Annotated in this window: 17 protein-coding genes; 9 read left to right on the forward strand and 8 right to left on the reverse strand. The window is 49.7% G+C overall.

Annotation, left to right across the window (positions count from 1 at the left end; all coding sequences use genetic code 11):
• The first annotated feature begins 14 nt into the window (after window positions 1-14).
• On the forward strand, window positions 15-452 hold the full coding sequence (locus DESLBE_RS14205; protein WP_144677398.1) for a hypothetical protein: 438 nt from the start codon (window positions 15-17) through the stop codon (window positions 450-452).
• On the opposite strand, the gene menC is transcribed toward DESLBE_RS14205, so the two are convergent.
• The 7 genes from menC to truA all read right to left on the reverse strand — a co-directional run bounded on the left by menC (window position 449) and on the right by truA (window position 8,656).
• Window positions 449-1,585, reverse strand: a complete 1,137-nt coding sequence (gene menC, locus DESLBE_RS14210) for an o-succinylbenzoate synthase (protein WP_144677399.1) — start codon at window positions 1,583-1,585, stop codon at window positions 449-451. The genes DESLBE_RS14205 and menC overlap by 4 nt on opposite strands.
• Window positions 1,575-2,936 (reverse strand): o-succinylbenzoate--CoA ligase, encoded by a 1,362-nt coding sequence (gene menE / locus DESLBE_RS14215; protein ID WP_144677400.1) that lies wholly within the window; start codon window positions 2,934-2,936, stop codon window positions 1,575-1,577. The genes menC and menE overlap by 11 nt, the downstream gene beginning before the upstream one ends.
• Before the next feature lie 46 nt (window positions 2,937-2,982).
• Window positions 2,983-3,822, reverse strand: a complete 840-nt coding sequence (gene menB / locus DESLBE_RS14220; protein ID WP_144677401.1) for a 1,4-dihydroxy-2-naphthoyl-CoA synthase — start codon at window positions 3,820-3,822, stop codon at window positions 2,983-2,985.
• A gap of 80 nt (window positions 3,823-3,902) precedes the next feature.
• Complete coding sequence (gene menH, locus DESLBE_RS14225) at window positions 3,903-4,706, reverse strand: 2-succinyl-6-hydroxy-2,4-cyclohexadiene-1-carboxylate synthase (protein ID WP_144678657.1); 804 nt, start codon at window positions 4,704-4,706, stop codon at window positions 3,903-3,905.
• Between the two features lie 27 nt (window positions 4,707-4,733).
• Entirely contained in the window at window positions 4,734-6,404 is a 1,671-nt protein-coding gene (gene menD, locus DESLBE_RS14230; RefSeq protein WP_144677402.1) for a 2-succinyl-5-enolpyruvyl-6-hydroxy-3-cyclohexene-1-carboxylic-acid synthase, read from the reverse strand.
• A 15-nt stretch (window positions 6,405-6,419) separates the two neighbouring features.
• Window positions 6,420-7,598 carry an isochorismate synthase gene (locus DESLBE_RS14235; protein ID WP_144677403.1) on the reverse strand — a complete coding sequence of 393 codons (1,179 nt, stop codon included), beginning with the start codon at window positions 7,596-7,598 and terminating at the stop codon, window positions 6,420-6,422.
• A gap of 269 nt (window positions 7,599-7,867) precedes the next feature.
• Window positions 7,868-8,656, reverse strand: coding sequence for a tRNA pseudouridine(38-40) synthase TruA (gene truA / locus DESLBE_RS14240; RefSeq protein ID WP_144677404.1), 789 nt, complete (start codon window positions 8,654-8,656; stop codon window positions 7,868-7,870).
• Between the two features lie 323 nt (window positions 8,657-8,979).
• Here truA and acs point away from each other — a divergent pair, with 323 nt between their 5' ends.
• The 3 genes from acs (at window position 8,980) to DESLBE_RS14255 (ending at window position 14,315) form a co-directional block, all read left to right on the forward strand.
• On the forward strand, window positions 8,980-10,911 hold the full coding sequence (acs, locus tag DESLBE_RS14245; RefSeq protein ID WP_144677405.1) for an acetate--CoA ligase: 1,932 nt from the start codon (window positions 8,980-8,982) through the stop codon (window positions 10,909-10,911).
• Between the two features lie 267 nt (window positions 10,912-11,178).
• On the forward strand, window positions 11,179-12,426 hold the full coding sequence (locus tag DESLBE_RS14250) for an OFA family MFS transporter (RefSeq protein ID WP_011459119.1): 1,248 nt from the start codon (window positions 11,179-11,181) through the stop codon (window positions 12,424-12,426).
• A 314-nt stretch (window positions 12,427-12,740) separates the two neighbouring features.
• The gene (locus tag DESLBE_RS14255) at window positions 12,741-14,315 is read left to right on the forward strand and encodes an FAD-binding protein (RefSeq protein WP_035243347.1); all 1,575 of its coding nucleotides are present in this window, start codon (window positions 12,741-12,743) and stop codon (window positions 14,313-14,315) included.
• Window positions 14,316-14,446: 131 nt separating this feature from the next.
• Here the strand turns inward: DESLBE_RS14255 and DESLBE_RS14260 are convergent, their stop codons facing one another.
• Window positions 14,447-16,414 carry a sigma 54-interacting transcriptional regulator gene (locus tag DESLBE_RS14260; protein WP_144677406.1) on the reverse strand — a complete coding sequence of 656 codons (1,968 nt, stop codon included), beginning with the start codon at window positions 16,412-16,414 and terminating at the stop codon, window positions 14,447-14,449.
• Between the two features lie 414 nt (window positions 16,415-16,828).
• On the opposite strand from DESLBE_RS14260, the gene DESLBE_RS14265 reads away from it, so the two are divergent.
• The 5 genes from DESLBE_RS14265 to DESLBE_RS14285 all read left to right on the forward strand — a co-directional run bounded on the left by DESLBE_RS14265 (window position 16,829) and on the right by DESLBE_RS14285 (window position 22,235).
• Window positions 16,829-18,439 carry an FAD-binding protein gene (locus DESLBE_RS14265; RefSeq protein ID WP_144677407.1) on the forward strand — a complete coding sequence of 537 codons (1,611 nt, stop codon included), beginning with the start codon at window positions 16,829-16,831 and terminating at the stop codon, window positions 18,437-18,439.
• 118 nt (window positions 18,440-18,557) lie between these two features.
• The gene (locus tag DESLBE_RS14270; protein WP_144677408.1) at window positions 18,558-19,283 is read left to right on the forward strand and encodes an RNA pseudouridine synthase; all 726 of its coding nucleotides are present in this window, start codon (window positions 18,558-18,560) and stop codon (window positions 19,281-19,283) included.
• Between the two features lie 168 nt (window positions 19,284-19,451).
• Window positions 19,452-20,111: a hypothetical protein gene (locus DESLBE_RS14275; protein WP_015942774.1), complete on the forward strand. Its 660-nt coding sequence runs from the start codon at window positions 19,452-19,454 to the stop codon at window positions 20,109-20,111.
• Window positions 20,112-20,381: 270 nt separating this feature from the next.
• Window positions 20,382-21,668, forward strand: coding sequence for an HD-GYP domain-containing protein (locus DESLBE_RS14280; RefSeq protein ID WP_144677409.1), 1,287 nt, complete (start codon window positions 20,382-20,384; stop codon window positions 21,666-21,668).
• 18 nt (window positions 21,669-21,686) lie between these two features.
• Window positions 21,687-22,235, forward strand: coding sequence for a DUF5317 domain-containing protein (locus DESLBE_RS14285; RefSeq protein WP_144677410.1), 549 nt, complete (start codon window positions 21,687-21,689; stop codon window positions 22,233-22,235).
• Window positions 22,236-22,292: the final 57 nt, after the last annotated feature.

Here is a 22,292-nt window from a genome sequence, read left to right on the forward strand (position 1 = left end):
AGGGGTAATTCTCAATGCTCAATTCCACCCAAAGAAGCGCCGCCCAGGCCGCCCATGAAACCGCCTTTGAGCTAAGTTTAATCAAAGATGAAAGAATCGGCGATGTTCTTTTTCTGATTGCTTCTATTATCGCCTTAATCTCCACTTACCAGGCTGAGGAAACCATCATCATCGAGGAATTCAGCCAGACACCTCAGCCGGATCGTTCTGCCCGCACGATCGCCGCGTCAAGCTGGACATTTTTGATCGGCAGCATCCTTATAGCTTATGTAGCCATCGTCAGATACCGGGAAATCGCAGCCTCTGCCCCTGATGCATCACCTTTAATGTTAAAGGGAAGATGGTTCACTGCTATAGGGGATATCGTCAGCGTCATCGGCTTTGGTCTGTCCGCCCTGGGCGACCAGCTGAAAGCCCATGCATCTTCCCAAGAACCAACTATAGCCCGTTAGCTGGAGCCATTGATTCCGGGACCCCTACCCCGTTCCAGGGTCCGCTGATCAAGTGCATAATACTTTAAGGCCTCTTCATCGATCTCCACACCTAAGCCCGGGCCCCGGGGTACCAGGATACGGCCCCTTTGGACTGTTATCTCCGGTCGAATCACATCTCTGGCAAAATAACGCCGGGATGAAGATAAGTCTCCGGGGATATAGTTGTCTTTCAGGCTGGCTAAATGGACATGGAGAATTTTTGATATCCCGCTTTCCATCATACTGCCGATCCAATAATGGATCTTACGCTTACGGCAGATCTCAATCATTTCTTTAACATAGGCCAGACCGCCTACGCGGCCCACCTTGAGATTGACAGCCTGACAAGCTCTTAACTCAGCAGCCTGGATCAGATCCGCTTTGGTCTGGATACTTTCATCCAGACACAGGGGCGTCCGCATTTGCTCCTGAAGCCTTTGATAAGAGACCAGATTTCCGGATGCCAAGGGTTCTTCAAGGCACAGCAATCCCAGCTGATCCATTTCTCTCAGCTCGGGGAGCTGTTCTGCCTGGAAACTTCGGTTCCCATCAGCCAACAGCATTAAATCAGGGTATTTTTCACGGACCCTCCGCAATTTGGCAAAACCGTCCCCAGGCTTGATTTTAATTTTAAACCGCACATACCCCTCTTGAAGATAATCTTCGATTTGCCTGAGCAAGGTGGCCGGCTCCAGGTCTCCCAGGACCATGCCCCCATAAATCCTCGCCTGGGTCTCCTCATGAAAGACAGCATCCATAATCGGCTGCTGCTGCCGGCGGGCGAACCCGTCCAGAAGAGCGTTCTCTACCCCGGCCACAGCCATGGGATAACCCAAGTCCGGCCAGGAGTGAATGGCAAAGGGGTGGGGTATTTCTCTCTCCAGAAGTCGGGGAAGCAAGTGCTGGAGCAGGACTTCCTTGGCGCGGGGCAGGGTCTCCCCAGTATAAAAAGGTTCCTTGAAGGCAACCGCTTCGCCAAAGCCGGAATGGCCCAACTCATCCGTCACCTTAATCACAAGGGTCTCCCGCTGATTAAGTATAGTTTGGGCGGATTTAAAACTGAACTTCATGGGCATGTTCAAATGGAACACTTTAATTTTCTCAATCCGCATGGGCCAGCTCTGCCAAATTCTTTTTCAGTATTTTGCCCGTGGCATTTTTCGGCAGTGACCGTAAATGCACTATTTTCCGGGGCAATTTATATCTGGCCAGCTTCCCGGCCAGATAATCCCTGAGCTCCTCATCTCCCAAAGAAGAAACCACAAACAAAACCGGTACCTGTCCCCACTTCTCATTCTTCATCCCCACAATGGCACATTCAGATATCTCAGGATGGGCATACAGCACATTCTCAATTTCCCGGGGATAGATGTTTTCCCCTCCGGAGATAATCATATCTTTGCGCCGATCCAGGATGTAGAGATATCCCTCCTCATCCATACAGCCCATATCCTGGGTGTTAAGGAACCCCTCCACCGCCTCTTTCCCCAGATACCCGTCCATAACCATGGGGCTTTGAACGGCTACTTCCCCGATTCCCTCTGCATCCGGATTAACAATACGCAGGGTGACCCCCGGCAAGGGCAAGCCCACCGCATCAAGCTTGGCGGGATTTTCCGCCACACAAAAGGTCGTGCATTGGCTGGTGGTCTCCGTCATGCCGTAGGATTTATAGATGGGAATCCTTTTCGCCAGACAAATTTCCACCAAGGACTTAGGAATGAATTCCCCACTCACCAAAACCACCCGCAAACGATGTTGGCGGATGCGGTTGACAATCCTCATCAACAGGGTGGGAACCAGGGAGAGCATCGTCAGCGAGCCCTCTTCGATCCCTTTTAAGATCTGCTCTTCATCAAATTTCCCCATCAAGGTGACTCGGGTGCCATTATACAAACTGCGCATTAAAATGGCCAAGCCGCCGATATGGTACATGGGAAGGACGAGCAGCCAGTTATCTTCTTCCCTGACCCCCAGGACCTGTTGGGAGGCCTGGACATGGGCATAGAACTGCTTCCGGCGCAGGGGCACCGACTTATAGTCACCGCTGGTGGCACTGGTATCCATAATCACCGCAATTTTCTCCGGGGCCTCTTCTTCCCGGCAGCGTGCCTGTTCATCATAGTCACCGGCCAGCACCCTTGCCAAGGGAATAAACGTATCATCGTCGGAAAAAGCCACCCGGATGTTTAATGTTTTTAGCTTTTTTGCTCTTTCCTCCCCAGTCAGGCGGGTATTCATCATGAACACCTCGATTTGCAAAGCCTGCAGGGCCAAGAAAAACAGGGCCATCTCCACAGAATTATGAGCATAAAGAGCAACTCTGTCTTCAGCTTTAACAAAGGGATAGATCCGGCCGGCCAGGTCGGTGACACGCCGGTCCACCTCCTGAAAGGACAGTTCATTTAAAAACAGCTTATGGGGTTTCTCCAGAGCCTGCTTTTTAAGCCAGTTGACCACCATTACCTTCCCCTGCCCTTGCTTAGTTCAGTAAAATTCGTGGACATTCTTAAGGAAACTTGGGAAACCGCTGAAAATCCGGGCTCCGTTTCTCCTGATAAGCGTCCCGCCCCTCTTTCGCCTCATCGGTGGTATAGTACAAAAGGGTGGCATCCCCGGCTAATTGCTGCAGACCGGCCAGCCCATCCGTATCGGCATTGAAAGCCGCCTTGAGGAAACGCAACGCCGTGGGGGAATGCCGGAGAATTTCCCTGGCCCAGGTTACCGTTTCCTCTTCCAGCCGCTCAAAGGGCACCACCTTATTCACCAAGCCCATGGCCAGGGCCTCCCGGGCTGTATATTGACGGCATAAATACCAAATCTCCCGGGCTTTTTTGTGTCCGACAATGCGGGCCAGATAGCCGGCCCCATAACCGGCGTCAAAGGACCCCACTCTCGGTCCGGTCTGACCGAAGCGGGCATTTTCCGAGGCAATACTCAAATCACAAACAATGTGCAGAACATGACCGCCGCCGATGGCATAGCCATTGACCATGGCTATGACCGGTTTGGGAATGACCCGGATTAAGCGCTGGAGATCCAAAACATTAAGCCGGGGAATCTGATCCTCGCCCACATACCCCCCATGGCCCCGCACCCGCTGGTCCCCTCCGGAACAAAAAGCCTCCTGATCCTGACCCTGGCCATGATTGGCCCCCGTCAGAATAATAACGCCAATCCGGCTGTCTTCCCGGGCCACCATAAAAGCATCCATCAATTCCTTAACCGTTTTGGGCCGGAAGGCATTGCGGACCTCCGGCCGGTTGATGGTGATTTTGGCCATCCCTGCACAGGTCTCATAGATAATGTCTTCATACTGAGCGGCAAACCTTTCCCAGGCAAAATTCATAATCATACCTCCAATCAAACTTTTTCACACCTTCAGGGCTGAAAGCACCCGACCAAAAACACCGGACCAAAAGTATGGCCTTAAGGCTTGGCTGACTCCTGCAAAAAATTCCCGACTATTTCCGCAAACGTGACGGGATTTTCAAGATGAGCATTATGTCCCGCCCCCGGGATCATCTCCCTCTTGATCCCGGGGTTTAAATCCACGAGCTCCCAGCCAATTTCCTTATACTTCTCATCCTGTTCCCCATGGATGTACAGGATCGGCATGGGCAAAGCCGGGATCCGCTCCCTTAAACAGGGAAACACTCCCTGCCCGCTTCCCAGCAGAGTATTGGCCAGGGCATGAGGCGCATTCCCCAGACGCCTTGCCCTGATCTTAGCGCGGATTTCCGGGGGCAAGCGGGTCTGGGAGGCAAACAGAGGGAGGCTGGACCAGTGCTCAGCGAACCACTCTATTCCCCTATCCAGAATCTCCTGGGCCAGCCGGACATCCTGTTCTCTGCGCAGAGCCCGCTGCTCCTCGTCCCCTATCCCATAAGCTGAACTCTCCAGAATCAGCCCCTGAACCTCCCGGGGATAAGCGGCCCCATAAGCCAAGGCTATACGCCCACCCAGAGAATAGCCCAGCAAGGAATACCTTGTGCAGCCTAACCCTGCAACCAGCTCATGGAGATGCCCCAGCAACACGGGCAAGCTATAGGGTTCAAGGGAAGAAGGCTTGGCGCTGCGGCCATGCCCGAGCAAATCCACCAGAACCATTTGACAGTCCTGGAGCTGAAGGGCTTCCCAGGTGCCGGAGCTTTCCGCAAAACCATGGAAACAGACCAGAGTCGGCCCGGAACCCTTTACCTCTACATAATACCGGCAGCCCTCAATCGTCATGAACACCTTGTTCTCCTCACTTATCCTTTAATCAAGATTTGTCAACCGATCATGCAGCTCTTTGCTCAGCCGGGCATCGATTTTGACATTCAGCACCTTGACCCCCCTTAAGGTAAGGGCTTCCTGAAAATTCTGTGCAAAGCTTTCATAATCAACCGGTTCATAATAAATCAGATCATAGAGGGTCTTAAGCCCGCTGAAATCCATGCCGTGAGGGGTCATAAACAGCAATTCAAAATACTTATTTTCACTTTGGGGCAGATACTTAAAAATAGCACCCCCATTATTATTGAGGAGGATGATAATTAAATTCAGTCCATGGTTTTTCCCGATCAGCAGGCCGTTTAAATCATGAAAGAAGGCTAAATCCCCGGTCAGCAGCACCGTAGGATGGCCGCTGGTGGCAACTCCCAAAGCAGTGGAGACCGTGCCGTCGATGCCATTGGCCCCCCGGTTGCCTAAGACTTTAATCCGTTGTTGACGCGCCTCCAGAAAGTAATCCACATCGCGGATGGCCATACTATTGGCAACAAAGAGACGGCTCCCCTCGGGGAGACTGTCCTGCAGCTTTTGCACCAGCTTCCCTTCAAACAGCTCCTCCTCATCCTGAGCGAGATTGAGCCGCCGGCGCATGCGGGTTTGATAATGCTGCCACCGTCCCGAGTAGTCATCATTGGTATTGTAAACCTTGACAGACTGAGCAAAAGCCTTGGGTGAAGCAATAAGATACCGGCTGATCGACAGGGAGGGATCCCGGTATTGAAAGTGGTCATTGACCTGAAAATACAGAACATCCTGATGCATGGCCGTGAAATTCTGCAACCGTTTGGAAACGGGAGTCTGACCAAAATGAATGATAAATTCAGGCTTTAATTCCACCTTAACCGCATCCCTTTTCAGAAAGGCGTCATAGCAATCCATGATCAAGGGATGGTCATCATTGCGGAAATTGGCGAGAGGATCGGCCAGCAGGGGGGCCTTTAAACGCTCTGCCAGCTCCAGAACCTCCCTGTGATAATCCGCGTAAGGATCACCGCCGCAGATAATGATCCCCTTTTTATCCTGGAAAACCGAACTGTCCATAGTCACCGAACTATCCATAGTCAGCCCCTTCTCCCCTGTTTTCCAGGCAAAAGGATAGTCCAAGCGGCCCGCCGTGAAATCCACCCCATCCAAATCAGGACTTAAGGGTTCACGCAAAGGGATATTGATATGAGCTACCCCATATCCCCGATCCAGAGAACTTACATAAGCCTTGCGCATCACCCCGCGCACATACCGGTACATGCCTTCCCTTTCTTCAGGAAGAGCCAGTTCTTCAAAGTACTTGGCGTAATCATGATAAAACTTGATTTGATCGATGGTTTGGGGAGCCCCCACCTGACGCAACTCGGGGGGCCGGTCTGCCGTTAAAACGATTAAGGGGACATGGGAATGCTTTGCCTCGACGATAGCCGGGAAGTAATGGGCCACCGCCGAACCGGAGGAGCATACCAGCACAACGGGGCGCTCTTTTTCCTTAGCTATGCCTAAGGCGAAAAACCCTGCCGAGCGTTCATCGATACTGACATAGACCTGAAAGCCGTATTCGCAAAACAGCACGGATAAGGGAGTGGAACGGGAACCGGGACTAATCACGGCTTCACGCACACCGAGCTGGTATAATTCGTCAACCAGGGCCGCAATATAATTTGTCATCGCTGTTCCCCTTTATCACAGACTTTCCAGGATGGTTTTGGCTTTATGGGCCGTCTCCGCATATTCCTCTGCACATTCTGAACTGGCGACGATACCACAGCCTGTATAGGCATAAACTGTCCTTCCCTCAATGAGGGCCGAGCGGATTCCGGCCACAAAGATGCCATCCCCCTCTTCATTCATGATGCCTAACGGGGCGGCATATAACCCCCGCTCATGCTTTTCCCAGCGGGCGATGATGGCCAAAGCTTCTGCCACCGGATATCCGCCTAAGGCCGGGGTAGGATGCAGGCGTGCAACCCAATCGGTTAAAGAGCTATTCTCCTTGGCCTTTGCCGCCAGAGGAGTCTTCAGGTGATACAAATTCCTGAGCTGCAAAGTCGTCGTCTCTCCGATCAGGACTTCATCGCTGTAGGTGTTCATGACCTTGGCTATGTAATCCAGAACAATTTGATGCTCATGGCGGTTTTTGGGATCGTTGAGAAGGGCCGTCTTCCCTTGCTCATCCTCTTCATCAGCAGTTCGTGCCCGGGTACCCGCCAAAGCATAGCTCATGATTTGCCCTTTTTCCTTCCTCGCTACTATTTCCGGCGTTGCGCCAAGGAAGGTCTTTCCCTCCTTACAATAGGCAAAAACGAAGGAATGGGGATTTTTCTCCATAAGGTTTTTCAACACACTTTCAACGGACACCATGGTATTACACTGAATTTTTATCTCCCGGGAAATCACCACTTTCTGAACTTTCCCGGCCAGAACTTTTTGTTTTGCACACTGGAATAACTCCTGCCATTCCTGATAGTCATCAGCAAGGATCTCATAATCATGTCGATGGGAAGCAAACTCTTTGGGGGGAACAGCGGAAATATCGGCTGTCTCATGGGCGTAATAAAGCTTTTGCCCGGCCTTTTCTTCAACCAGATAGTATTGGAAGGCTATGGTCTCATTGCCCAGCCCCGACCATTTCGGATCTTTAAGGGTGGGAAAGAAAGTTCTGGTTGAAAAGACATAGGGATATCCCCGGTAGCTCTCCCCCGGCCCAAAGGTTTTTAAACGCCTGGCCCCCATAATAAGCTGTTGCTGGAAAGGATGATAAAACAACACCCGCTCCTCATCTTCAAAGCTCTGCCAAAAAGCAAAGCTGTCATTTAAAGCCACTTCCTTCTCCTGGTAGTTCAAACTTATCTCCCCGTTCAAATCCTCTTAAATCAAATAATGAACTCAAGTTCATTTCTTCATCTTGGATATTACTCTCATTCCTATTTATTGTCAATAAAAAAAATCCCCCCATAGTGTTTTAAGCAGTCAATGCCAAAAGCCTGAGGAGAATTGACTTTCCTCAGGCTTTCCTTTCAGTGAATTATTTTCCTGTCCCAAAAACGAAAGCGCTTTCGTTTTTGGGACAGCCCGGCAAAAAAAGATCTTCAGGTACTCCGTGGTTTATCTATAATCATGGCTAACACCCCCTAGAATAGCTCAGGAAAAATATCCTGGGGCAGCTCCTCCCCATAATGAACATAACTCAGGGTGAGTCCCTGAGGAGTTGCCGTAACTCCCCCCCGTTTCCGATCGAGAGACGCCAGTATATCCGGAATCTCCCCCGGCTGAATGCGGTTTTTCCCCACATAAACCAAGGTCCCGGCAATAATACGCACCATATTATAAAGGAAGCCATCGCCGATGCAGGTAATCCGGAGATGTCCCTGATTCTCCGCCACTTGACATAGATAGAGGGTGCGTTCAAAGGTTTTGCTGGTTCCCCCTGCCGCTGAAAAAGCTTTAAAATTATGCCGTCCCACCAAATACTGGGCCCCCTGCTGCATCCTTTGCCAATCCAGCCTGACAGGCTCATGCAAAGAGTACAGCCGGGTAAAGACATCGGCTACCGGATGGTTATCGATCCGGTAGTCATAGCGCTTCCACTTAGCGGAGAAACGGGCATGAAAATCCTCAGCTGCTTCCTGAGCCGCCAGGATGCGGATATCCCGGGGGAGCAGACTATTAAAGGCCTTGGGAACTTTATCCACGGGAATCCGGGCCCTGGTCCGGAAATTTACCACTTGACCGGCGGCATGAACCCCTGTATCTGTTCGTCCGGCTGTATTGAGGGTTACTTCTTCTTCCACCAACTTAGCCCACACCGTCTCCAAGGTACCTTGAATAGTGGGGCCGTGGAATTCCGGCTGGCGTTGAAACCCATGGTAATGGGTCCCGTCGTAAGCAACCTTTAAACAAATATTCCTCTTATCATCCATCTGGAAGCTATCCTTTCTATCCTTAATATAGCATGGCCTTTCTTTCCCATATTAAAACCCCCGTTCAACACCGTCAAGCCACCGTTGAACCCCCAAGTTCCCCCGCCTCCCCATTGCCCCAGGAAAAACAACCATTCGCCCCGGAAGGAACTTTTTCTCCAAAGTTTGTGCCCCGGATAACTTCCCGGAAAGCTCCTTTAATCCCGGTCCGCCGCCCTTTCATTCTTATTCCGTTTTCTTCCTTTCCCCCCTTTGATACAATGCAATAAACATTTTCATCTTTATAAACTATTGAGGATGGTATGAGAGAAGGAGGACTACCTATGGAAGAAAAGAATCTTGAGGCTTTGCTGGAAGAGGATAGACAGTTCATCCCCAGTGAGGAATTCCACAAAAACGCACTCATTCAAAGCGCGGATATCTATGAACAAGGTCAAAGCCTCGGCTTTTGGGAGGAACAGGCTAAACAACTCTCCTGGTTGAGCCCTTGGGAAAAAACCCTGGAGTGGAATCCTCCCTTCGCCCAGTGGTTTGTCGGCGGGAAACTCAACGCCTCCGCCAACTGTCTGGATCGCCACCTCCATGATTGGCATCGCAATAAAGCCGCTATTATCTTCGAAGGCGAAAACGGGGACAGCCAGGTTCTTACCTACCAGGATCTCCATCGTGAAGTCTCCAAATTCGCTAATGTCCTCAAAGCCAATGGGGTGGACAAAGGTGATCGGGTCACCATCTATCTGCCCATGATTCCGGAAGCTGTGATTTCCATGCTGGCTTGCGCCCGGATTGGGGCTCCCCACAGTGTGGTCTTCGGAGGCTTCAGTTCGGAAGCTTTGCGGGATCGGGTCATTGATGCTCAGGCCAAAGCCGTCATCACTTCCGATGGCAGCTTCCGCCGGGGCAACACCATCCCCTTGAAAGATAATACCGATATCGCTTTGGACGGCGTGGACTGCGTGGAACATGTCTTTGTCATTCAACGAACCAAACAAACCGTACAAATGAAGGAAGAGCGGGACCTTTGGTATCATGAAGAAATGGCCAAGGCCTCCCCGGTGTGTCCGGCGGAGCCCATGGATGCAGAAGATATGCTTTTTATCCTCTACACCAGCGGTACCACAGGAAAACCCAAGGGTGTAGTCCATACCACGGGGGGCTATATGGTAGGGGTATCCACCACCCATCGCTGGGTCTTTGATCTCAAGGAAGAGGATGTTTACTGGTGCACCGCGGATGTGGGCTGGATTACCGGCCATTCTTATATTGTCTACGGCCCCTTGGCCAATGGAGCCACGGTCCTTATGTATGAGGGAAGTCCTGATTATCCGAACCGGGATCGGTTCTGGGAAATCGTCGAGAAATACAAAGTCACCATTCTTTATACCGCACCCACCGCCATCCGGACCTTTATGAAGTGGGGTCCCCAATATCCCCAGAGCCGGGATCTATCCAGCCTGCGCTTGCTGGGCTCTGTGGGTGAACCCATCAATCCGGAAGCCTGGATGTGGTACTACAAATACATCGGCGGCGAACGGTGCCCCATCGTGGATACCTGGTGGCAAACCGAGACAGGTATGATTATGATGACCCCTCTGCCGGGAATTACTTCCTTAAAGCCCGGTTCCTGTACCGTACCTTTCCCAGGAGTCAGAATCGAAGTGGTGGACAGCGCCGGCCATCCCGTCCCCAAGGGAGGCGGCGGCTACCTGGCTATCAAGGAGCCCTGGCCTGCTATGCTGCGCAATATCTACGGAGATCCGGCACGCTTCGAGCGGACGTACTTCGGCAACTGGCCGGGAGTCTACTTCCCCGGTGATGGCGCCAAGTGGGATAAGGACGGATATTTCTGGATACTGGGCCGGGTGGATGATGTCATCAACGTTTCCGGTCACCGGATCGGCACCATGGAAGTGGAAAGCGCTTTAGTGGATCACCCCTCTGTTGCTGAGGCTGCCGTTATCGGTAAAAACCATGAAGTTAAAGGGCAGGCCCTGGCCTGTTTCGTCACTTTAAAGGAAGGCATCGAAATCACTCCCGATCTGGAGGACGAATTAAAGAAACATGTGGCAAAGAAGATCGGAGCTCTGGCCCGGCCGGATGATATCTTCTTTACCGCCGAACTGCCCAAGACCCGCAGCGGTAAGATCATGCGCCGCCTCCTCAGAGACATTGCCGAGGGACGTGCTATCGGTGATACCACCACTTTGGCCGATGCCTCTGTGGTCAATACCCTCAAAGCCAATTACCAGGAGTAAGTCAACCCCATAGTGAGGAGTCCCTCACTACTATGAGGCCAGGGATTCCCCTGGCCTTTCTTTAACCATATCTCCAGCATTCCAAGCCTTCATTTCCTAGTGTATATGATAAGCCTCCCTAAATGTATATTGATGAAAATATAAAACCCCGCAGCCGTCTTAAATGAATCCTGTCAAAGATGACCAAAGCCATAATTTCATAATTATTGTCAATTCCCATCGGATTTTCTTGAGCCCCAACGTTTCCCAAAGGAAAGGAGCGAGATTATGAATAAAACTACGCGCGGGTGGACTGTAACCTTTGCCGGCACAGGTATCAACCTTGCCCTGGGAGTGCTCTATACCTGGAGTGTTTTCGCCGCTGCCTTGACCGAGCAATTAGCCTGGTCAAAAACTGCCGCCTCCCTGCCCTATACGGTGGCCTGTGCGGTATTTGCCCTGATGATGGTTCCCGGAGGCCGCCTCCAGGACCGTTTCGGACCCCGCTGGGTGGCTACGGCAGGAGGCATCTTCGCCGGAGGAGGACTTATTCTAAGCAGCCTGACGGATTCTCTCTTCGTCCTCACCTTAACCTTCGGACTCATCGCCGGAATTGGGATCGGCCTTGGCTATTCGGCAGCAACCCCGGCCGCTGTAAAATGGTTCCCTCCCCAAAAGAAGGGCCTGATCTCAGGCATCGTCGTCGCCGGTTTTGGATTAGCCTCCCTCTACATCGCTCCCCTGACCAATTCTCTCATCGGCAATCTCGGTGTCAAAAGCGCCTTCCGCATTGAGGGATTGATTTTCCTCTTTGCCATTGTTGCTCTCTCCCAAGTATTAGCAGTTCCTCAATCTAACCCCACCCCCACCGCTCCCTCCACACCGGCCTCTCCCCAAGCCGCCACTTCCCTCAATGCTCCCCCATCTCCTCCGCCTGCAGCAAAAGGGGATTTCAGCTGGCAGGAAATGCTTAAAGATCCCCGCTTCTATCTCCTCTGGGTTATGTTCGCTGCCGGTGCTACTGCAGGACTTATGATCATCGGGCAGCTTTCCACCATCACTAAGCTTCAGACCGGGATCTCCTGGGGTTTCGCCATGGTCGCTTTGTTGGCCATCTTTAACGCCGGCGGCCGGGTGTTGGCCGGTTGGCTTTCAGACCGAATCGGCAGAAGTTGGACCATGCGCATCTTTTTCAGTCTGCAAGGTCTCAATATGCTGGCCTTTACCTTCTACAGCAGCCCCGCGCTCATCGCCCTGGGGGCTATTATGACCGGTCTGAGCTATGGTTCCCTCCTTTCCCTTTTCCCCTCAGCCACTTATGACTTTTTCGGCACCAAAAACGGCGGTGTCAACTACGGGCTGATCTTTACCGCCTGGGGTGTGGGCGGAGTCTTCGGTCCTCTGATGGCCGGAGCAGTGGTGGACCTGACCAACAGTTACTTCTATGCTTATTTAATCGCTGCCGCTCTCTGTCTGATCGCCGCTTTCCTGACCATCTTCCTAAAAAGCAGTCCCCTGGAAGCGGAAAAAGCATAGTCAAGACTGCAGGCCAGAATACGCCGACAAGCCGACAAAGCGTAAACATTGACTGCATCTTAACTTAATAAATATGGCGGTTAAGCTTAACGTAAAGACCACTGGCTACCAGAGGTCTTTACGTTTTTCTTATGCTCTTCAAAAGTGCTAAGGTCCGGATAACGGTATTCTTCTTTAAGCCTTATTTACGAAAACCTGATTTATCAAATAACATTAGAGTTTTTTGGAATAATAAAAGACTGTAGATAAGTTAAGCACTGGTTTCTCTCCTGAAATCAGTCTCCATCAAATTGAACCAAAGGAGGGTATTAAATATGACTCTAAATCGACGGGATTTTCTTAAGAAGGCATCCTTAGGCGCTGCCGTAATGGCTGGTTCCGGCTTCTTAGTCGGCTGTAACACCACCAATGTCACTCCCCCTGCCGCTACTCCTGACAAATGGGATATGGAGACGGACGTGGTCGTTGTCGGAGCAGGCAACGGCGGCTTAAGTGCGGGTGCCGCTGCTGCGGAAGAGGGAAAAAAGGTCATCATCTGCGAAATCAGTGGTTTCATCGGCGGTGGTTCCATTTATTCCGGCGGCGGGCTCCACACCTGGGGCACCAAAACCTGGGAGGAATACAAAGCTCACACGGAAGACTTGCACGACCCGGTCTTGGCTAAAACCTATGTGGAAACCTTCAGACAAACCTACATTCCCTGGCTGCAAAAAATCGGCATTCCCATCACCCCAGCCGGCGGAGATCGGGGTTATCTCAAAGACTACACCATGGGATCCGGAGAGCAGGGCTATCTCAGACAAAAAGCCTATTTCGACGCTTTACAAAAATTCATTGAAGGCAAAGGCGGCCAACTCTTAACTAATACCCGGGTTCGCCAATTGGTTGTAGACGAAAACGGTATCGTCAGCGGGGTTTACGCTCAGAAAAAAGGAGAGAATCCGCTCTTTATTAAAGCCGGTGCTGTAGTATTAGCCGCCGGAGGCTTCCAAGCCAACAAAGGCCTGACCGCCCAATACATAGGCCCCTATGGGGACACTGTCCGCAATATGGGAACTCCCTACAATACCGGGAGCGGCATGCTCATGGCTCAAGGTGTGGGAGCATTAAACGGCGGCAGTTTCTCCACTTTCTCCGGAACCCTCATCGGAATTTCTCCTAATCGTCAAACTGAGGAAAACCCTGAAGAGTATGAAAAGGCCCGGAGCGGCGATCCCCAGACTCTCCCCGGCATCGGCAACGGCCGGCCGCCCGCGCCCGGCTGGGTCTCCTTCCTTTTCCCGGAAGATACCACCGGCATTTTAGTCAATCTTCAAGGCAAGCGGTTTATGGATGAAACTTCGCCTATTGATGCCAAGTATCCCCGGGTCCCCCAAACCATTATCAAGCAAAAGCGGGGCATGGCTCTTATGATCGCCGACCAGGCCATCTTTGACAAAAACAAAAGCTCAGACGCCATTCTGAAAATGAATGAAAGCCAGGGAGTCAAGGTGATCAAAGGCAATACTCTGGATGAATTGGCCACGAAATTGCAGGATGCCTATGGTGTCTATAAAGGAACCTTGATCAAAACCATTAACGACTATAACACAGCTGTTGGTAACGGTAGCGCGGCTCAGTTGGATGTTCCCAGAGTAGGAGGGCATTTTAAAGTTGCTGCCGGCCCCTTCTATGCCTTTCCCACAGGTGTCGCCATCTACCACACCTTTGGCGGTCTGATTATCAACGAAAAGGCTCAGGTTCTCGATCTGCAGCGGCAGCCCATCGCGAATCTCTATGCCGCGCCTCCTACTGCCGCCATGTTCCGGGAACCCTATGCAGGTGGGATCGCCTCGGCAGGAACCTTTGGCTACATTGCCGGTAAAGTGATTGCCAAGGGCTCAGTCTGATTCCCTCATAGTAACCGATAAGATAAGATTCAAACTGGCATGATTCTATCCAAAGGAAGTATCTTGCCTGATACACTTCTCTGTCAATAGAAAACAGGGCTTATCAGTTCTTGCTGATAATGCCCTGTTTTTTATGCATCCAATACCTCTCTGCCGGAATTGGATTTACCATTGAGCTTCGTGTAGAGGGTCCTGCGATTGATTCCCAGCTGTTGGGCAGCCAGACTTTGGTTCCCATCCACCAGCTCCAGGACATACTCAATGACCCTTCTCTCAGCCAATTCCAGCAAACCTTGGCGATGGGAGGTCGTCTGGACTGTCTCTGCCACTAATTTTTCCACAGTTCTTTTCCTATAAGCTTGCTGTATGCCCGGAGACAGATGCTCCAGCATGAGAGTCTCTCCATCCTCCAGCATAATGATCGCCCGCTCCATAGCATGCTCCAGTTCCCGGACATTGCCCCGCCAATAATATCTCAGCAGCGCATCGACGAACACTGGATCCATTTTAATCTTACCCCGATCGTATTTTAGGGCAAGCTTCTTAATAAAATACTCGGCCAAAGCTCCAATGTCTTCCTTGCGCTGCCTTAAGGCCGGCAGCTCAATAATAAAGGTACTGATTCGGTAGAATAAATCCTCACGGAATAAACCATCATCGGCATGTTTCAGCAGATCGATCTTGGTGGCCGCCACGATGCGGACATCCACTTGGATTTCTTTGGTGCTGCCGATCTTCTGCACTTTCCCAGTGGAGAGCACACGCAGGAGTTTGATTTGATCCTTAAGGGGCATGCTTTCGATCTCATCCAGGAAGAGGGTTCCTCCTGAAGCCGCTTCTACCTTACCGATCCTGCCTCCCTTCAGAGCACCGGTAAAAGAGCCTTCTTCGTAACCGAACAACTCACTTTCCACCAGCTCCCCGGGGAGGGCCCCGCAGTTAATCGCCACGAAAGGTCCGTTGCGGCGAGGACTGGCACAATGCATGGCTTGAGCAAACATTTCCTTACCTGTACCGCTCTCGCCATGAATCATAACCGGCACCGAAGTCCTGGCTACATTGGCGGCAACCTTTTTAGCTTCCTTAAGGAGGGCACTTTCCCCAATAATCTGATCAAAGGTAAACAACCCTTTGCCTTCCCCTTCCGGAGATGGGAAAATTCCAGGCTTTCTGCCCTCCAGCCTATCCTTAAGCAAAATAAGCTTATAAGGTTTTTCATTATCCACCTGAATTTCTGCACAAGTAACCGCAGCTTCTTGCTTATCCCTAAAACCTGCTCCGACACCCAGCCTTGCCAGCTGCTTGTTCAATTCGCCCTCTATATTGTTCTTGCGCCTAATCTTCAATAGTTCCAAAATTTTATTGTTATAAAGCTGAACCGTATCCCGCTCATCCACAAAGGCAACTCCGTGAGGCATACAATCAATAATCTTTTGCATATGCTTCTCATACCCATTGGTCAAGGGCAGGTACAAGCTATCAAACGCCTGGGCGATAAAGCTGATCATACTATAAGCCTGAAGGCAAAATCGGGGATCTTCAAATCCTAACCCCAAAGCTCCGATGACTTCATTCTTTTCATTATGAATCGGAGCCGAAACACCGTGATTCTGAGTATAGTTTTGACTGTACCGATAAGGGTGGACCAGAAGGATGGGCTGATTATAAAGTTTCGCAAGGCAACTGGCGGTGGTACCTACGGTTTTCTCATTGCAATGTCCTAAGGAAGCATGACCGGACATTCCACCACTGCGAAACAGATGATAGTTTAAACCATCAACAGTATTAAGGTATAGAGTAAGACCGTCCTGCTCCACGAGTTCCACGATCCGTTCAAAAAAGAACCCGTACTTGTTTAGTATTTCCTGCAACTTTTTATATTCTTTTCCTGAGAGATTGACCGGATGGGGGTCTGTCCCATAGGGATCGATCCCATAGCTTCTGCTCCGCTCCCATGATTCAATCACTTCGCTCGGAACCATTTGCTTATTAACCTTTTCCCCCGCTAAAAAGCGCTGCCATTCATCCTTAATCTTCGGGAAGTATGCGGGATCAATCCCTTCCGCCCTCACTAACTTCAAACAATCGTGCAACCTCATCTTTCTTCACTCCCCCCAGGCATCCTCTTTTCTACCCTCGCATAGTTTCCTGGCCCTATAACGGTTATACCGCTCTTTATATTTCTTGATACCAGGTTATGAACTTCAAGCAAAGGATAACTATTTCTTTCACATGAACGCAGATATACTTAAATTATACTAAATGGAACAATTAAGAACAAGAAGGGGTTAAGAGGACCAGATTTTGAGTAAAAAATAAGCACTTGCTCTAAAGTGGATAAAAAATCTCAAGCCAATTCATGGGATATTGACTGTTTCGAGCCGGAAGTCCTTGATAACACGAGCACAATTCAACTCTTGGAGCCGCTGGCATACTTTTTGCATTATAAAATGCATATCACATCTCCTTCACCCCTGAAAAGATAAAAAGCGACAGGCGGATAGGAAGGGATAATGCAAAAAGAAAGCTCAAATAACAAGGAGGAAGAATTAACAATGAACAGAAGGGATTTTCTCAAAAAAGCTTCTTTAGGCGCTGCCGTAGTCGCCGGCTCCGGCTTCTTAGTAGGCTGCAACACCACCGATGCCACTGCTCCCGCTTCAGCCCCGGAGAAATGGGATATGGAGACCGATGTGGCTATCGTCGGCTCCGGCAATGGTGGATTAAGCGCCGGATGCGCTGTGGTCGAAGAAGGAAAAAAAGCTGTCATTTGCGAAATCGCCGGTTTTATTGGCGGCGGCTCCATCTATTCCGGCGGTGGTATCCACTGCTGGGGAGTTAATACCTGGGAAGAGTATCGAAAGCATTTCGAAGACTTGCATGATCCGGTTCTCGGCAAGACCTATGTCGAAACCTTCAGACAGACCTATATCCCCTGGCTCCAAAAGAATGGTTTCCCCATCACCCCTGCCGGCGGCACCCGCGGCTACACCAAAGACTGGACCATGGGCTCCGGTGAACCAGGTTATCTCAAACAAAAATCTTATTTTGATGCTCTCCACAAATTCTTTGAAAGCAAAGGCGGCCAGGTTTTATTAAGCACCCGTGTCATGCGTCTGGTCATCGATGAAGCTGGTGAAGTCTGTGGGGTTCATGCCCTGAAGAATGACGGAACCCAGCTCTTTATCAAGGCCGGTGCTGTCATCCTCGCCGCCGGCGGCTTCCAGGCCAATAAAGGGCTCACTGCCCGCTATATGGGTCCCTACGGTGATTCCATCCGTACCATGGGTGTTCCTTACAACACAGGCAGCGGCATGCTCATGGCTCAAGGAGTCGGCGCTTTGACCGGCGGAAGCTTCTCCACCTTCTCCGGAACCCTGATCGGAATTTCTCCTAATCCTCAAACTGAGGAAAACCCTGAAGCCTGGGAAAAAGCCCGCGGCAGCGATCCCCAAAGCTTACCGGGTATCGGTGATGGCCGCCCCCCTGCTATCGGTTGGGTCTCCTTCCTCTTCCCTGAAGACACGACAGGATTATTGGTCAACCTTGAAGGAAAGCGTTTTATTGATGAATCCTCTCCAATCGATGCTAAATACCCCAGAGTTCCCCAATCCATCATCAAACAAAAACGAGGCATGGCCCTCATGATCGGTGACCAGGCTATCTATGACGCCAACAAGAGCTCTGAAGCCATTATGAAGATGAATGAAGCCCAAGGCTGCCTGACGATCAAAGGCGATACTCTCGAAGAATTAGCTGTTAAGCTGCAGGAAACCTATGGATTCTATAAAGGGGCATTCCTGAAAACCATCAGTGAATATAACAAAGCCATCGACAATGGAACGGCTGACCAGCTGGATGTTCCCCGTGTAGCCGGACACCATAAAATAGCCCAAGGACCTTTCTATGCCTTCCCGACGGGAACCTGCGCCTATCACACCTTCGGCGGTTTGGTCATTAACGAAAAAGCTCAAGTCCTCGATGTGCAAAGACAACCCATTAAAAACCTCTACGCAGCTCCTCCTACTGCAGCCATGTTCAAGGAGCCTTATGGCGGTGGTGTAGCTGCTGCAGGAACCTTCGGATATATTGCCGCCAAAGTCATCACCAAAGGGTCTGTTTAATTCAACTCTTTACAGCAAAGCCAGGTCAATTCATGACCTGGCTTTTTGTTGCACTATTCCGACAAAATGCAGCAGGAAAATCCTGCTAAAAATAGAAGTAGTAATCAACTGAGCGTAAATGAGGTTTGAAGGAGTTGGCGAGTTGTTCACGATACCAATTGTCTATGAAGATAATCATTTACTGGTCGTTGATAAACCACCCAATATCCTATCCCAAAAAGACAGTACCGGGGATATGGATATACTCACCTTACTCAAGCAGGATATCAAAATACGCTACAATAAACCCGGCAATGTCTATTTAGGCCTGGTTCATCGCCTGGACCGGCCTGTAGGCGGAGTCATGGTTTTTGCCAAAACTTCCAAATCGGCAGCGAGACTTTCCGAGCAGATCAGAAATCGGGAGTTTACCAAAACCTATTTAGCACTTATCCAGGGGCAGCCGGCGAAGCAAAAAAACACCTTAATCCACTATTTAGTCAAGGACGAAAAGTCAAATAAGGTATCCGCAGTGAAGAAAGGCGCTAAAGGGGCCAAAGAGGCTATTCTGGACTATGAAGTGGTGCATAGTCAGTCTGATCTCAGCCTGGTAAAAGTCAATTTGCGTACAGGCAGACCGCATCAAATCCGTGTGCAGTTTGCCCATCTGGGCCATCCTCTTTATGGAGATTATAAATACGGCAAGATAGTAAAGACTTCTAAGACATCCCTGACGAGACCGCACCTTGGCCTTTGGTCTTATGAGATTTCCTGCCTGCATCCCATATCCAAGGGTCAAATACATTTTAAGAGTTATCCCCATCAACACAAGCCTTGGAATCAATTTGAACTGGGTTTGTCATGACCAAAACAGCCGCATATCTTAAACCCAGAATGGTAACACAAGCACTGTCCTAGAATTTCTATTCTTAAGAAAGAAATATCTTTTCATAATCCAAATAAAGAAGGAAAGTTATGAACTAGTGTCGAAATACACAAATCGACAAATTATCTTGGTTTCGGGAGGAACTTTATGTCAGGCGAAATGATCTGGGCGTCCTATGAGGAGGCCATTAAAAAAATCAGGTCGGTCATCGGAACGCGCATAAAAGGTAATGAGTCTAATGAAATCTCCGAGATTCATATTCTGGCCAATTCAGAGCGTAACCCCAAACAAATCGTACGGGATGTCGAATCCGTACTGGCTGCTCAATTCGGCATAGAAATCGACCACAAAATAGTGAGTGTTGTGCAACTGGAGCAGCAAGAAGATGAAGAAAGCCCTTCTCCCAACTTCCCCCCGAAAAGAGCACAGATCCGCCCTAAGCTGATCAGTATATCCTTACATACAAACAAGATGATGGCTGAGGTAAAAGTTGAGCTCTCGATGGGAGATGAGACCTATGAAGGAATTGCTTCAGGCACCTCCACAACTTATAACAGACTGCGCCTTTTTGTGGATGCTACAATCAATGCCTTATCAGGTTCCCTCATGGAAAAACTTTTCTTTGCCACGGAAGATGTGATGATCACCCGTTTAGGAAAATATCAGGTGGCACAGGTCATCATCTGCTTGATAACCCCCTTAGGCGAACAGAACTTGGTTGGCTGTGCACTTGTCAAAAACGATGAGCGGGAAGCCATCGTCAAAGCGACCTTAGATGCTGTAAACCGAAAACTATGGTTTTATTAAATTAAATTTAAAAAGATAACTTTTTAGCTATGTTGATTTTGACCGGCTTAACACCTAAAGATTAGCATTGTAAAATCGTTCTTTCCTATTTGAGCGAAGCGGAAAAGAGCGAAGCGGTTACACCTTGATCTTAAATAGATTAAAAGGGGGTCTACCGCAATGAGCAAACTCTATAAAATCATTACTGTCCTTGTAACGCTTGTTCTCGCAGGCGGCGCAAGCTACAAAATCTAATCTGTGTTAAAGCCGGTCATTCAAGATGAGGAGAGCATGTTAAAAGCAAACTTCAAATTCCGCAGCTATTTTAACTTCATAGTTTTTTGTGCAACCCTCATTCTGATATGGAGCATGTTAAGCACTCATTGGGAAATAGGTATGCTGTCTTCTTTTTTAATTTTTGCAGTGTTAACCGTTGCCAGTGAGTGCTTACCTGTAGCTCTGCCTAAGGGTGGCTACGTCACAGTAAGTTGTGCAGTCTTTGTCGCAGCGGCCATCTTATTCCCCATGGGAGTTATCCTTCCCATAGCAACCTGTGGAGCATTGATTCTCTTTGGCAAGGCGGCTGAAGATCAGCCTTTATGGAAACGTTTTTTCAATGCCTCACAATTTATCATCTCCTTAGCTATGGCTAAAACTGTCCTTATCCAAGCCGGACTCACTGATTTTGCGGTGGATATAAGACATTTACCCTTCTATCTCCTTGCCGCCTTTACGTACATGCTCTCCAATGTAACTCTTGTCTCCATTGCCTTAGGAAAAATCAGCGGCAAATCCCCTTGGGCTATTTGGAAGGGCAATATCCGCTGGTCTGTACCCAACTTTCTGGCCCTTGCTCCTCTGGGGGTCCTGATGGCTATGATTTATGTACGTTATGGCCCCTTAGGACTGATCATGCTTTCCGTACCCCTGCTGCTTGCCCGCCACTCCTTCCAGCTCTACATCGATATGCGGAAAAATTATCTTAACACGGTTACCGCCCTCGTCCAGGCTTTGGAAGCCAAAGATTCCTATACCAGCGGCCATTCCAGCCGTGTTGCCCAATGGTCTATTAAATTAGCTGAAGAAATGAACTTGCCGGAGGACCGGGTGGAGTTTATCAAGTACGCCGGAATTTTGCATGATGTGGGGAAAATCGGAGTCAGTGAAACTATCCTCAATAAAAAAGGCAAACTGGATGATGCGGAATGGAAATTTATCTGCAATCATCCCGTAATCGGTCAAAACATTATTCAAAGCATTGATTTTCTTTTTGATGTGGGATCTGCCGTGCGCTTTCATCATGAGCGCTTTGATGGTGCAGGTTATCCCGACGGTATCAAGGGCAAGGATATTCCCCAGGAAAGCCGGATTATTGCTGTGGCCGATACTTATGACGCCATGACCTCAAACAGAAGCTACCGGCAGGCCCTTTCTTCATCGGAAGCTATTGCCGAATTGCGGCGGGTTGCGGGAAGCCAATTGGACCCGGAAGTAGTAGAAGCCTTTTGCCGGGTTATTCAGAAGGAAAATCAGACGGAAAAACTTTCGCCCATAACAGACATGCCAATAGCCAACTAAGGGTTAGGGGGAGATAAGATGCTGCTTGAATCCATTATTTTGGCTATCCTGATCGGCTTTTTAGTTGGAGGAAAGCTTAATTCTTTGTTTGAAATAAACCTTAAAGGACTGGAGCTCTTATTTTTAGGAGCTCTTTTGCAACTTTTTGCCTTTTGGTCAGTAAAACTCCATCTGGAGTGGGCAAATTACTGGGTTATACCTTTTTCTCACTCACTATCTTATTTATTGCTGATGGGCTTTACCTTGAAAAATCGAGCCTATAAAAGCTTTTCTCTGGTTTCTCTGGGAATTGCCCTAAATGGGGTGGTCATTGTTCTTAATGGGGGACTAATGCCGGTTGACCCTGCTTATCTCCCTGAAGCAAGCCGACAACTTCTCCAAGCTGGAACAGGCACCCATGGCATCCTTACGGATTCGACCCGTTTAAAAATACTGGCGGATATCTTGTTTATAAATATCCCGGTTTTGGGAAAGCAGCTCTTTAGTCTGGGTGATATTCTTATCGACCTGGGCATGGGAACCTTTATTGTCATGCAGATGCGCCGATCATATGATATTCCACAATAAAAATGACCTTATCTTACAGCAATGCAGGATAAGGTCATCTTTCTTTATTGATTTTCG

Origin of the sequence: Desulfitobacterium sp. LBE (assembly GCF_007830365.1) — a bacterium.
In the GTDB taxonomy this organism is placed as follows: Bacteria; Bacillota; Desulfitobacteriia; order Desulfitobacteriales; family Desulfitobacteriaceae; genus Desulfitobacterium; species Desulfitobacterium hafniense.